The organism is Mesorhizobium sp. WSM4836, from assembly GCF_055811815.1.
Map to the genome: position 1 here is coordinate 21,940 of NZ_JBVVQF010000040.1, position 12,530 is coordinate 34,469.

Sequence of the window (12,530 nt, forward strand, 5' to 3'; positions counted from 1 at the left end):
AGGTCCGCTGCCTCCGACGTCCCCGCTCTGATCCCTGTACCACTTGAAAAAGGCGGAGAGAGCGGAAACCGACCACAGAGTGCTGATGCGCGCGGTCGATATCTGCCTTCAGGCAGATGTGCATCAGCTTTTCTTCGGGTCTTGGCGAGAAAAGCTTATGGCGTTGGTGCCGGCTTATTGCTTGCTCGCTCTCCTGGCAAACTTCGGGGAACGAGCTTCGTCGGCGGTGTTCAGCCATCCATATGTTGCCGGGTTGAAGCGAGCCCCGTCAAAGAAAAATCCGGCCCTCTTGGCAGTGCGCCTGATCACCAGACCTGAATGGCCGGACGATCACAAGGTCGCTTCGGACTATGCGGCCATGCTCTTGCATGCACAGAACCTTGGCGTGGCCCCAGAACTGTTCGTCGAATGGGCGAGCGAGAGGACGCTGCGCGAGTGCCGTAAAGCGGTGGCAGCGGCGCGAAGGGCAGCGAAATCGGGACTTACCAACAATCGCGCCGAAGAAGTGCCATCCGATCGAAAAAAAACGGCGAAAGAGATTAGCGGCCAAAGAGACGATACAGCGTTCGCGTTGACGATCACGTCCCATTCGACTGCCAATCAAACTGAGCATTCGGTTCGGTTCGAAGGACTAACGGGACGTGTTCATCTGCGCGCTCCCACCAGCAATGAAATATCGCTGCCAGTCCTGCTTCGACGGCTTGCGGATGCGCTCGAACGCTCGAATTTTGGAGACTATGGAGCTGATCATGCGTAAGCGCCACGAGCGTTTCGACGCCAGGGCTGCACGAGATGCCGACGCCCTACGCCGGTTGAAGGTACAGAAGGTTCTCTCCAAAGAGGAGCTTTCGCGCCTCCACTTGGAGCGCCTGGCCCGGCTTGCCAGCAACGGAGTCGACGAGCAGACATGGAAGCAGCTCAAGCGTTGTCGTGGAACCGAGTGCCCTCATCCAATCTGCTCGGCGGCGTGTGTCTTCGGTGAGCGGAAGGAATTGAACCGTGTCGTGCGGCACACCCGACGACTGTTGAAGAACTCGCCGGAACCGCTCCACTTCGTCACGATCATCGACCCGACCTACTTCCTAAAGCCAGGACACCTGCGCGAGCTTTCGGTCAAAGGGCTGTTCCAGAGCCTTCGTCGCCGGTTGCGGCAGGCTCCCGACCACTGGAAGTCGGCCCGCATCGCAGGCGGTCTGGACATCGCTTACGATCGCGATGCGGATGGCCGGGAATGGTGGGCACCATCTAGCTATTGCCGTAGACGCTGATGCGAAGGAGGTACGACGGGTATTGAAGCCACGTCGTCCAGCGCCTCCAGATCTAGTCGGCCGAACATTCCGCCCGGTCAAGGTCAAGCGTGTCACGTCGCTTGCCAATGCGATTGGGTACAGCGTGAAGCCGACAGTGGATGGCCGCGAGGCAATTTGGGACAGGCGAGGAAATACCGATCGCCGGCCATTCAAAGTGCCCGAAGCTGCGCGACTCGAACACGATCTCTGGATGCTTGGCATGCGTCCGCGAGATCGGTCGTTTTTGAGCGGGATGATGATGGTTCGAGGCAGGGTCGTGGCCAGGAGAAAGGGGTAGCGAGCGGGTGAAGTGTTCACCGGGAATGGTAGAATGTGGAGAGGGAGAGATGAGAGCTGCTGCAGTATATGTACACGCTGCCCACCAACTACCCCTTTGAACCCACCAACTACCTCGCCTTCATCAATAACTCACCAATTCACCCTTTTTGATGTGTTCATCGATAGGTCACCTAACGACCCCTCATAACCGTCATCCACTAGGCCCTGATGGGCCATTTGATACCGATGAGACCCGCCCTCTTATGATGGGTCTCATCCCCAAATACCTGACGTCCAACACCCGAAACTGCTGCTGCCGGGAATCCAATTCCCGGTCGGTAAAGCGCTGCGCATCCCACATCCACAACGGAAAGGAAGTGACATGACAACGTCTCCGGACAAACCGAAGATCAAGACCGCAGAACTGGCGAAGATCACTACACAAAAGGCGCTCTTCGACTGGCTGGGTGATCAGTGCAAGCTGTCTAAACCCCGCGCACAAATGCCCACCCCCATGATCGACCGCTTTGACGAGATGATCGAAGCATTTGGAACCACAGGGTGGTGGTTTTTTGACGGATCGCACGACGAGTTTATCCAAGCCCTTTTGGACGGGGTTGAGGAGCCGGAAGCCGGCCTTGTGTCATGCGGCAACGAGGTTGGAGAATTCGTCGGCGTGATCGCAAATACCATGCGGGATGCTCGCCATCCACGGGAGCTTCGGGTCCACTACCTCTATGCCCTTCTCACCCTCCTTGGGAGCATCGCTAAGAGCACCAAATTGCTGCTCTGGGAGGACGGCGAACACACGCGACTTCAGTCGAAGAAGGGGTTCGAGCTCCGCCACGGCGTTAGGATCGACGTCTCGCTCTTTGCCAAGGAGGGCGAACCGCTGCTCGGTCCTCGCCATGTCACGTTTCGAATACCGCTGTCGTCGTACCGACCGCACGGGTCGCCACTTCCCGACGTCTAAGCGCGGCGCTTTGCCAGCAGAAAACTCGCATGGAGAATGTCAATGAACAGCAACGTGTTCACGGTGAAGGGGATCATCGACCCTGATACGCTGCTCGACTGGCTTGTCGATGTGGCGGTCAACGCTGATCCCGTCGTTGAGGCTTCCGGCAGCGTTCTGGATCTCCTCAACCACGAAATTGCTCATCTGCATAGGGTCGGGTTCTTGCCCGTTCCAGCAGTTTCAGGCGACTATTTCCGCGAAGCGCTCACCACCGTCGCCCAGCCAAGTGCACCGTTCCTCTGCAATGAGAATTTCCTGCCGTTGCTGGCCGAGTTTATGCATCGGCTTCTGGTCATCGAGCAGCCAATCGAGTTTCATGAGGTCGTGCTGCGTCTGGCGGACATCGCTGGCCTGACCCTCACGACATCGGACGAAGTTGCAGGCGATGAGGTCGTCATTTCCTCTACCGTAGCCTTGGCTGAAACGCACCGCGTCCTTGTCTGCGTGCGGCTGCCGCGACAACTGCGGAAGCTCAGCAGTGCATCCGACGCGAACAAATCCCGCCGCCGTCGCTTCGGGTGAACGACCAGCATTCCGAAGCCAATCCCAGCAGCGGCCTTTCATGAGATCCAACGCGTAAAGGGTTGTGCCGCGGCGCCACTTCCAACCTGTAATCTAGGAGAACCCATGGCAAAAGATGCAACGAAAGTTGTGCGCACCATAACGGATCAAGTCAAACTTATCGATTGGCTGGTCGAGCAGGTGAAAGCGCAGGAGCCAAGGATGATCGGCGCCGGCGAAGTTGCCTGCTTCGATTCAATCGCGCAGGAATTCAGATACGGTTGGTTCAGAAACCCCATGCTTTGGGGCGACTACCTTTCTGCTGTTTTTGACACCATCACCGGCCAGAAACGCAAAGTGCGCTGTTCGCCCCTCGTCCTTTGGCTCTCGGCCGAGGCTTTGTCCTGTGTGATCGATAAACAGGGCGCCGGTGCCGGGGACTTCATTGCGCTCTTGCTGCGGGCGTTGGAGCTACAAAAGCGCATTGTCGCCACCGAGCGCGACGGCGAGATCAGGTTCAGAAGTACGAAGAGATTTCGAGAACACTACGGCTTCCGCTGTGAAGTTACAGTCAAGCATGGCGAGTACACCGAGCTCTATCGCAAAGAGGTCGGCGAGCCGCCACGCTCACACTGGCGATAATCCGTCGCGAAGTCGAGGTGCTCGGCCAGACCGTCACCTCCCTCGCCTCAGCAATCAATTCCGACGACCGCTAAACACTGCGATCCCTAGTCTTCGACTGCCGCAGAGAAGGATGTCGGCAACGTCAACAAAGGAGACCAAAAGTGATAACGGATGAACCTCGACTGATTTACAACGTAGACCAGTTTCTTGGATGGCTTGAGGCATACATGCTGCATCGAGAGCCACAGATCCAAGTGACTGAACAAGCCGTGACTTATTTTCAGCGCTGATGAGAGGCGCGCGGGCGTATGGCTACGTACCCGGATCGGGTCGTTCTGAGCTGCTGCAGCATGTAGTAGATGGATTTATCAGTCGGGGTAAGCCTGCTTCCTGCCACGCCGGGTTGCACTGGCTGTTGGTGGACGTATTCGGCGAGTTGCTGCTGGAAGACGAACCTCACATCGAGTTGCACGAGTTCTGCCACTCGATGATCAACAGCCTCAATTTGAAGATTGAGGTGCAGCGGCAAAAAGCGTGTGCGGTTCTTGTCATCCCCTGAATTGGCTGTGTCGGAAGTGGTCGTGATCGACGTCACTATGGATTGCAAAATCAGAGAGGCTATCGAGCCAGTATACTGACAGAACGCAACCGCATCACCGAAGGACACAGCGGCTAAAGGCTAGCCAGTTGAAAGTTCGTCACATTGATATGTGCCGCATCTCGCAAAGCTACCTGGTTGCTAGCACTCGAGCGTAGGGGCAAGGCTGCAGTCGCTCTGACACACCGAGTACCAGAGCCGCGGACCGATGACTTCGGTCCGCCTTTTAAGAAAAGGCTCCGGTGTAGGCCGTCGCACCGGTGGCGCACCCGACACATGCCCGCTCGTGATGCCGCATCTTCGATATCGGCCATTCTTCAGCAGCAACGGCGACCGCAGTCTATCGCGGCGTCCGTTGTCCATCCTCTGACTTGGAGAGAAAAAGTGAAAAAAGCCAAACGTGCCACGCCGGCGTTGCGCAAGATTTCTGAGCGCAATGACCTGATTGATCTACTTGTTCGGGAGGTTAAGTCGTCCCCACCGCAGATCAATGTGCCGGACGGGTTTATCGAGGTTTTTGATGTGACAATCGAAGAATTCCGCATCAACGGTTATCATGCCCACCTGGGCAACCAATGGTCGGAGAACTTGGCAAACTCATTCGAGGCCCTCGCGAACAGCTCAAGGATGGTCAAGTGCAGCGCTTACGTGAAGTGGATCCCGGCATTGATCCTTGCACGGGGAATGCAAAGCGGCGCTGACGTTGGAGCTGACTACTTCTTTGGTGTGCTGATCAAGGCTATGTCGCTGCAGACCGAGTTGCATATTACCGAAACGAAGAAGCATCTCCGAATAAGGAGTCGAAAGAATTCCGAGGCGTTTCGTGGCGCTTTCGTAGACGTCAGGGTGCCAAACCACGGAGGCTTGGAAGCTGCCACGCGGGAACTGATTTGAGGGCATTCTCCATGCGTCGAATTCGGTCCCAATTGCCCCGAGATAGTAGCGATCTATTGACATAGGAATATTTTCCTGATATGGTAGCTGCGGCAAGCTGCGTCGATTTTGCGGCTGGGCCAGATCTTAACAGGAGATGGAAATGACCTTTGAGCAGCGACCGAAAACGCCTTGGTGGCGGCACAAAAATGACTTCGACGGGGGTCTTCTGGCCCCCTTCGCTTTTCTGGGGGCCGGAGAATGAATGTCGCCTCCGAAACTACCCGATCGCTAATCGTCTTTGGGAGGGATGACTCCCGTAAGCCCCACGCCTCAGTGTTCCTGCTACCCGACGTCGAAGCCGCGGAAGGTGCGGCCAAGCTGATGGGGATGCACTCGCATCGCGTCGAACCCGGCGAAGCGGCCGACATCGTCATGCGGCTGCCAGCGGGCAAGCTGTTCGACAGTGGCAAGGCCTTCGTGCCGTTCGTGAAAGGCGAACTGTACACCCGCATCGCCGCCTTGGCGGGGGTCGCTGACGAGCCTCGGCCCCATTCGGCCGGCACCGATGAGCCCGACAGCCCCGAAAAACGCCTCAGCGGGCTTGGCTGAGGCCGTGGCAGGCCACGGCGAGGGCGACGAAGGGGGCAGTTCAGGCGACGGCGGCGGTGAGGGTGCCTCACCCGACCCTTGGGCCCGGTTGGCTGTCGGCGATGTCGTGTTGGCATCGGAAGGGCCCGACGAGGGATATTTCGAAGCCCGGATAATGAAGGCGAAAGCCAAGGGTATCTTCACCTTAAAGTTCCGCGACTACCAGGATGCAGCCCAGGTCGACCGCAGCTACTACCAACTCGGCCTGATCCACCCGCGCCAGCTGGCGAAGAAATAATCGTCCCTACAACGGGCCGGGTTCGTCCTGGCCCGTTACCCCCCTCAATCACACACCCATTCGAAGGAACCACCCCATGACATGCTCAACAGAGCGCGTCGCTCGGCTGTCGGCGGCTGATCGAACGGCGCGTATCCCTCAACGATCAACTACGCCAGACGGGCGCTGGCGGGCGCATGGTGATGACTGTTGGCGTCGCAGCACTGCCTGCCAACGAGATTGCCGCCATCCTGCTGGCCATCGCCAACTTCGACGCATTCGACGAGAACAACGATCCGTGGGGCCAGCACGATTGCGCTCTGCTGCACGTCGGCGATCGGCAGCTCTTCTTCAAGATTGACTACTACGACCGGGCGCTTGTAAACCTGTCGCCCGACGCGACGGACCCTGCCGTTACGATCCGGATCATGACGGTCATGCTCGCGGAGGAATACTGATGTTCTTAGCGGCGCAGGGCACAGGGGCACACCCTAAAGCTCGAGCTCTAACCTGCCTTCGACTTTCGACCGGACGACAGCGGCGCGGGCTGCCGTGCCCCCTTGGGAGGTTCGATCAACAGTGCGGCGACAGGGACGGCAAGAACGTTCGCGAACGTCTCCAACGTATCAATGGTTACGTTCTCGGAGCCTCGCTCAACTCGACCGACATAAGAGCGATCAATCTCTGCCGCCAACGCCAGGCACTCACCTAAGCCTGATCAGTCGAGCACGGTGGTCCTGAAGTCTGGGCAGCGGCTCCGCTTAGGCTGGGCCACCGGCAACGGGGATTTTCTCGCATGCTGAGAGTTCTACCGAATGCCAGACCTACCCATTTGAAGATGACTGCGCCAAGATAGTATACGACGAAGCAGATGGGCGACGCTTGCGAAATGATTGTGGCCGCCGAGTTGACGCTTGCAGGCATCCCAGCCCTGAAAGTGCCGGACAACTGGCCCGGTTACGATGTTATCGCACAGCCACCGAACACGGAGCCGCAAGCGCATATCGGTCAAATCGCGTAGTCACAAAACTGGTGCGGTCTATGTAGGCTACAATGATTATGACGTTTTCGACTGGCTTGCTGTTGTCCTTCTGTTCGCAGGTGAGAGCACCAGCCGGGCGGTTTATTTGATACCGAGAGCGGTAACCGACGAGTTGGCGAGGCGGGACCAGCCGACCAGCAAAACCACAGCGGAGCGGTATTTCCGCGTCGATCAGGTTGATCGTCTGTTCGGCCATTATCGGGCGAACTTCATGCTAAACCCGGCGGGAAACACAACCACCAGCAAGTCCGTTGACGCGCTGACCTCGATTTCGCCTTAGGCTTGCTATAGTTGCCAATACGAACGTTAGGATTGTTACCGTCTGAGACCCGCTCACCTCGCCTTGTCGTCCTGATCGACGCCGACGACGCCTCGGCCAAAATCGCCGATGGGCTGTTCGAGGAGATCGCGAAGATCGGGGAGGCAAGCGTCCGCCGCATTCACGGGGACTTCTCCAGCGCCCGTTCAAAGGGCTGGGCCGACATTCTGTCGAAACATGCCATCATCCCGCAGCAGCAGTTCGCTTACACCACCGGGAAGAACGCTTCCGACATAACGTTGGTGATCGACGCGATGGATATGCTTCATAGCGGTCGTTTCGATGGCTTCTGTCTGGACTCCTGTCGCATATGATGCAACCCCGATCAGCACAAGCTCTCGAGCACAGGCTCAGGAGAACTGTGTTGGGACGCGCGTCTTCCATGGTATTCCCGCCGCAGTACCACTTCAAAAATATTATAAAGATCTTAAATATTGTTGACTCTCACACATCCTTCTGTAATGCTATCGAGATCATAAATGGGACGGGGCAATGTCAAAGAAATCGAAATCTATCTCCTGGCAGTCCCCCATACTTGCGGCCGCAACCGGCATCGCTGTGGCTGCGTCTAGTCTTCTTGGCCCATCCAATGCGTCTGCATCCACTAGGACCGACGCCTCACCGGCTTCGATCACTGAAAGGCTGTCAAACGCGGGTAAAATTTTGCGGAATTTGGAGGGGAAAGGATCAACTTCAGGATCTTCCAAGGTAGCGCAGTGGGCCAACCAGTGGGGCAACTACTTCTCGAATTGGGGCAACTGGCACAATTGGAACAATTGGGGCAATTTCTCCAACTGGGGTAATTGGGGTGGCTGATGCTGGGTCGGAATTGGCCGCGTCTCTTAGTTTTGCGTCCAATCCCACAAATCTGCTGGTTTTGCAGTCAACATCTTTTTGCAACATAAATTGTTCATATTGCTATTTACCCGATCGGGCCAAAAATAACGTCATGTCGCCCGACACCATTGAGCAGGTGTTCGCAAAGCTCTATGATTTCCCTTCCATGACGGGCGACATAACGGTGCTGTGGCATGCTGGAGAACCCTGTGTTCTGCCTCCAACTTATTATCTCAATGCCATCGAGCTCATCGAGGGGACCCGGCCTAAGTGGATAAACTATGAATACTCTCTTTTGACGAACGGCACTCTGTTGGACGAAAGTTGGCTCCCGGTCCTCAAGCATCCCAAGTTTCATATAGGCGTAAGCATAGATGGACCGAAGCGGTTTAGCGACAAGAGGAGGGTTTCACGGTCCGGGATCGGTACTTTTGACCGCGCGATCAAAGGGATAAAATTGTTAGCTGAAAACGCAATTGATTTTTATGTCATTAGCGTCTTGTCTGAGGAGATACTGGATTGCTCCAGCGAGTATGCCGACTTCTGCATAGAATATGGTATAAAGAACATCGCGTTTAATATCGACGAGGTCGAGGGCGTCAACGCAAAAACCTCGTTTGCAAACGCAGATATTGAAGATCGTTATAAAACGTTTTTGCGTGAGATGTTGACTCGCGCAGCGAATTCCGATGGCGAGATTGTCAATATTCGCGAGCTAAGAAGCGCATTCGCCCGGCTGAAGATTGCCTCTGGCAGTGACCAGAACTTCCTCGTAAATGAGCAAACAGAGCCATTCTCTATTATTAGTGTGGCTGCTGATGGATCGTTATCAACTTTTTCGCCTGAACTGCTAACATGCGAACATCCTGACTACGGGAACTTCGTATTTGGAAACCTCACTACAGACACGTTTGCCCAAATCGTTGCAAACGAAAAATTTTTGCGGGTCGCCAGCGAGATTCGGCAAGGGGTCAAAGAATGCAAGCGAAATTGCGAATACTTTTCCGTCTGTGGTGGCGGCGCGCCGTCGAACAAGTTGTTTGAGAACGGCTCATTTAATTCAACTGAGACAGTGTTTTGCCGTATTACCCAGAAGGCCGTTTTCGATGTGGCCTTAGAACTTGTTGAGGGTCTTGAGATGCACACGGAACCCCTAGGTGGCGAGATTCGGTCATGAAGATCAAAGAAGCTGTTGTTGTGTTGGCGGTGCTCGCGACATCAGGGGCTGCGCTCGGCCAGAACGCGCCGCCTCAGGCGAGCGCGGCGACGGTAGTCTCCGATGCCCCCATGGTATTGTTTGTTGAAGAGGTCGAGGTTCAGCAGATGCACATTGGCGCCTCCGAGGCTCCCGAGTTTTTTGGGATCGTACGGGTTGTTGCATATGTGAGAAATGGTGATGACACGCCGTTGGTTCTCGGTGCAATTTTCCCGCCAACGTCAATTAGCGATGCTGCCGGTTCCGTTCCGACGCTTGACCTATTCGCGAGGGCAGTTCCTGGATCGTCCGCAGTCTGTGCGTTCTCGAAGATTACGGCAACCTTCTCGTATCAGTCGAAGGTGCCACTTAGCAGAGTACGTGTACGTTCTGCGGCCAATTCAATAACTTTGGATAGCACGGGGGTTAAGAAGGACAAGTTTTTCGCTCCGGATTGCGCTGGTGCTATTGGTGCAACGGTTGCAGCAAACTCTAATACGGCGCCCACTCAGCTGGGGTCGGCCAAATATGTACGGACTATAGGTCCAAATGATGGCCTATCGGATATGAGCGTTAATCCGAATCGAGCCTCGCTTTTCTTGGATGAGACCAATAGAATTACTGCCGTTGTATGGCAATAAGTTCATCTAAAAGTGGTTAAGCAGTTGCCCGGCAAGATCTGGATATTAGGTACCGGAGCGTTCGCTAGCAGAAGCCTTGCACCCGAGCTATATGAGCAGCTGAAGTCGGTAAGAAAGATTTTCACACATATCACTGAGTCTCCGGCTCGGTGGCTGCCAATCGAGCTCTCAGACTGTGAACTCTGCTCACTTTCAGATTGCTACTCAGATGCCGACAACAGGTGGGAGAACTATCAGCGGGCTGCGCATCGGATAGTTGCATGCGCCACCGCGGGTGATGAAGTACTGTTCTTCACGTACGGCAGCCCGGTCGTGTACGACCGAGTTGTGAGTTTCACCCGCGAACTGGCGGGGAGAAGCGGCTTAGACTGCATTGTTATCCCAGCAGCCAGCAGCGTGGATTCGATACTTTCGTACCTAGGCGAGGATATGGCGCCCGGCCTTCAGATCTGCGAGGCCCGATGGCTGGTTCTAAATAAAATTGAATTGGACCATAGGCTCTCCACTATTCTATTTCAGGTGGGCGTGTTTTGGACCGACGGAATGCCGCGCGATAGCGATATAAGCACAGCAAAATTGGCGCCTCTGCAGAAATATCTGCTCTCTCAGTATCCGTCTTTCAGTCCTGCCATATTGGTCCGAGCCCCCATGTACTTTGGGGATCCCGGGTATGCCCGCGGGACGTTTGTTGGGCAGTTGTCCGATGGTGGCAGCGTCGAAGATCTAAACGGAACCTCGTTGTTCTTACCTGCAGTAGATTCAGGCCGAGGTAGGGAGTCGAAACTCTGGTGGCAGAATCTATTCCAATCTTGATCGGGACCGAGATGCAAGCTGGTGTTTCAGTGAAACATCGGAACGCCATCCCTGGCGTGCAATGAATTTCTATTGAAGGCAGCCGATGCGGGCCGTCTCTACTCGTAGCGCGCGCTCGGATTCAGGGTACGCATCCGGTGAAGACCGCAGACTGGCCTATCCGGTGGCCATGAGCACCTGAGCACCGTGGTGCTGGGGTCAAGATTTTGATGGGGAGACGCGATGATATTCTTCGAGGAGGAGTTTGACCTCCTCGATGCCTTCATCGGTGAAGGCCAAGATCCCGTCGTCATCGTTGGCGCCATACACCCAGATGGCGCCGTCCTCGGGCTCGAGACCGAGGGTCAGTTCCTGGATGAGCGCTTCGCTGACGCCGAGGTCCGTGGCGACACGTTCGACGGTGTAGACGTGATGCACCTTGTTGCGCTGCATGATCAGGCCGCCGCTGGTTGGGTCCGCAGTTTTGCGGATATCCAATTCCACGGCAGCAAATCATCGATCCGATGGGCCGGATAGGCGGGCAGTCGGGCGAAGACGTCGGCGAGCCAGGCCTGCGGGTCGATATCGTTCATCTTGGCGCTGACGATCAGGCTGTAGAGAAGGGCAGCGCGCTGTCCGCCGCGATCGGAACCGCAGAACAGCCAGGACTTTCTGCCGAGAGCGATGCCGCGCAGGGCTCGCTCGGCTGCATTGTTCGATAGGCAGATCCGGCCATCGTCGAGGAACCGGGTGAAGGATGACCAGCGGCGCAGCATGTAGTTGAAGGCCTTGCTCAGGTCGTGCCCGCGCGAGAGCTTGTCGCGCGTCTCAATCATCCAGCGCTCGAGCTCGCTGACCAGCGGCGCGCTCCGCTCCTGGCGCACGGCGAGGCGTTGTTCTGGCGACAGGCCGTTGATCGCGCGCTCGATATCGAACAGGGCATCGATGCGCTTCACGGCTTCAACCGCTAGCGGATAGACCAGGTTGGGCTTGTCGCCGCGCGCCTTCTTGCGCGCCGCCGCTTCGATATCGGCCAGCTCGAACACTTTGCGCCGGCTGTGGGCCCAGCAGCTGGCTTCCAGAACAGGCGCCGGCTGACGACCCGTCGCATAGAGATCGCCATAACCGCCAAAGGCATCGGCCTGCAGAATGCCGCTCCAGCCGGCGAGATGCGCCGCGGGATGTTCGCCTCGACGATCGCGGGAATAGTAGAACACCGCCGCCGGCGGATCGGCGCCACCGAACGGTCGGTCATCGCGCACATAGGTCCATAATCGGCCGGTATCGGTCTTGCCCTTGGCCAGGACCGGAACCGTCGTGTCGTCGCCGTGCAGACGTGAAGCGGCCAGCACATGGGCTTCGAGCCGTTTGAACAGCGGCATCAGCACCGCGGCGCCGGCGCCGACCTGGTCGGCGAGCGTCGACAGGCTGAGCGGCACGCCTTCGCGCGCATAGCGTTCAGCCTGGCGGTTGAGCGGCTGATGCTGGCCGAACTTCTCGAACAGGATCATCGCAAGCAGGCCGGGACCGGCCCAGCCGCGCGGGGTGGCGTGGAACGGCGCCGGAGCCTGGCTGATCGCCTCGCAGTCGCGGCAGGTGAACTTCTCCCGCACGTGCTGGATCACCTTCCATTGCCGCGGCACCACCTCCAGCGTCT

General features: G+C 56.8%; 16 protein-coding genes and 2 pseudogenes. 14 read left to right on the plus strand and 4 right to left on the minus strand.

Annotation, left to right across the window (positions count from 1 at the left end; all coding sequences use genetic code 11):
- The first annotated feature begins 43 nt into the window (after positions 1-43).
- The 5 genes from AC0L2P_RS30015 (at position 44) to AC0L2P_RS30035 (ending at position 3,726) form a co-directional block, all read left to right on the plus strand.
- Complete coding sequence (locus AC0L2P_RS30015) at positions 44-757, plus strand: hypothetical protein (RefSeq protein WP_473506618.1); 714 nt, start codon at positions 44-46, stop codon at positions 755-757.
- On the plus strand, positions 738-1,268 hold the full coding sequence (locus AC0L2P_RS30020; RefSeq protein WP_473506620.1) for a hypothetical protein: 531 nt from the start codon (positions 738-740) through the stop codon (positions 1,266-1,268). Before AC0L2P_RS30015 ends, AC0L2P_RS30020 begins: the two co-directional genes overlap by 20 nt.
- 682 nt (positions 1,269-1,950) lie before the next feature.
- Positions 1,951-2,541 (plus strand): hypothetical protein, encoded by a 591-nt coding sequence (locus AC0L2P_RS30025; protein WP_473506622.1) that lies wholly within the window; start codon positions 1,951-1,953, stop codon positions 2,539-2,541.
- Between the two features lie 42 nt (positions 2,542-2,583).
- Positions 2,584-3,105 carry a hypothetical protein gene (locus AC0L2P_RS30030; RefSeq protein ID WP_473506624.1) on the plus strand — a complete coding sequence of 174 codons (522 nt, stop codon included), beginning with the start codon at positions 2,584-2,586 and terminating at the stop codon, positions 3,103-3,105.
- Positions 3,106-3,210: 105 nt separating this feature from the next.
- The gene (locus tag AC0L2P_RS30035; protein ID WP_473506626.1) at positions 3,211-3,726 is read left to right on the plus strand and encodes a hypothetical protein; all 516 of its coding nucleotides are present in this window, start codon (positions 3,211-3,213) and stop codon (positions 3,724-3,726) included.
- 262 nt (positions 3,727-3,988) lie between these two features.
- Here the strand turns inward: AC0L2P_RS30035 and AC0L2P_RS30040 are convergent, their stop codons facing one another.
- Positions 3,989-4,303 (minus strand): hypothetical protein, encoded by a 315-nt coding sequence (locus AC0L2P_RS30040; protein WP_473506628.1) that lies wholly within the window; start codon positions 4,301-4,303, stop codon positions 3,989-3,991.
- Between the two features lie 387 nt (positions 4,304-4,690).
- On the opposite strand from AC0L2P_RS30040, the gene AC0L2P_RS30045 reads away from it, so the two are divergent.
- The 4 genes from AC0L2P_RS30045 (at position 4,691) to AC0L2P_RS30060 (ending at position 6,505) form a co-directional block, all read left to right on the plus strand.
- Positions 4,691-5,200: a hypothetical protein gene (locus AC0L2P_RS30045; RefSeq protein ID WP_473506630.1), complete on the plus strand. Its 510-nt coding sequence runs from the start codon at positions 4,691-4,693 to the stop codon at positions 5,198-5,200.
- A gap of 240 nt (positions 5,201-5,440) precedes the next feature.
- Positions 5,441-5,791 (plus strand): hypothetical protein, encoded by a 351-nt coding sequence (locus AC0L2P_RS30050; protein WP_473506632.1) that lies wholly within the window; start codon positions 5,441-5,443, stop codon positions 5,789-5,791.
- Between the two features lie 4 nt (positions 5,792-5,795).
- Positions 5,796-6,068 (plus strand): hypothetical protein, encoded by a 273-nt coding sequence (locus AC0L2P_RS30055; RefSeq protein WP_473506634.1) that lies wholly within the window; start codon positions 5,796-5,798, stop codon positions 6,066-6,068.
- Positions 6,069-6,244: 176 nt separating this feature from the next.
- Complete coding sequence (locus tag AC0L2P_RS30060; RefSeq protein ID WP_473506636.1) at positions 6,245-6,505, plus strand: DUF3768 domain-containing protein; 261 nt, start codon at positions 6,245-6,247, stop codon at positions 6,503-6,505.
- Positions 6,506-6,552: 47 nt separating this feature from the next.
- On the opposite strand, the pseudogene AC0L2P_RS30065 reads toward AC0L2P_RS30060, so the two are convergent.
- Positions 6,553-6,753: pseudogene (locus AC0L2P_RS30065) on the minus strand (helix-turn-helix domain-containing protein); the annotation flags it as partial.
- A 256-nt stretch (positions 6,754-7,009) separates the two neighbouring features.
- Here AC0L2P_RS30065 and AC0L2P_RS30070 point away from each other — a divergent pair.
- The 5 genes and pseudogenes from AC0L2P_RS30070 to AC0L2P_RS30090 all read left to right on the plus strand — a co-directional run bounded on the left by AC0L2P_RS30070 (position 7,010) and on the right by AC0L2P_RS30090 (position 10,894).
- Positions 7,010-7,369 carry a hypothetical protein gene (locus AC0L2P_RS30070; RefSeq protein WP_473506638.1) on the plus strand — a complete coding sequence of 120 codons (360 nt, stop codon included), beginning with the start codon at positions 7,010-7,012 and terminating at the stop codon, positions 7,367-7,369.
- 32 nt (positions 7,370-7,401) lie between these two features.
- Positions 7,402-7,710, plus strand: a pseudogene (locus tag AC0L2P_RS30075) (NYN domain-containing protein); the annotation flags it as partial.
- Between the two features lie 506 nt (positions 7,711-8,216).
- A complete protein-coding gene (gene grrM / locus AC0L2P_RS30080; protein ID WP_473506640.1) occupies positions 8,217-9,422 on the plus strand; it encodes a cyclophane-forming radical SAM/SPASM peptide maturase GrrM/OscB in 1,206 nt (401 codons plus the stop codon).
- Positions 9,419-10,081, plus strand: a complete 663-nt coding sequence (locus AC0L2P_RS30085) for a hypothetical protein (protein ID WP_473506642.1) — start codon at positions 9,419-9,421, stop codon at positions 10,079-10,081. The genes grrM and AC0L2P_RS30085 overlap by 4 nt, the downstream gene beginning before the upstream one ends.
- A 12-nt stretch (positions 10,082-10,093) precedes the next feature.
- A complete protein-coding gene (locus AC0L2P_RS30090; RefSeq protein WP_473506644.1) occupies positions 10,094-10,894 on the plus strand; it encodes an SAM-dependent methyltransferase in 801 nt (266 codons plus the stop codon).
- Positions 10,895-11,092: 198 nt separating this feature from the next.
- Here AC0L2P_RS30090 and AC0L2P_RS30095 read toward each other — a convergent pair whose 3' ends face one another.
- Positions 11,093-11,326, minus strand: a complete 234-nt coding sequence (locus tag AC0L2P_RS30095; protein ID WP_473506646.1) for a hypothetical protein — start codon at positions 11,324-11,326, stop codon at positions 11,093-11,095.
- A 2-nt stretch (positions 11,327-11,328) separates the two neighbouring features.
- Positions 11,329-12,530 (minus strand): IS66 family transposase (gene tnpC / locus AC0L2P_RS30100; protein ID WP_473506648.1); only part of this gene is annotated, 1,202 nt, incomplete at its 5' end.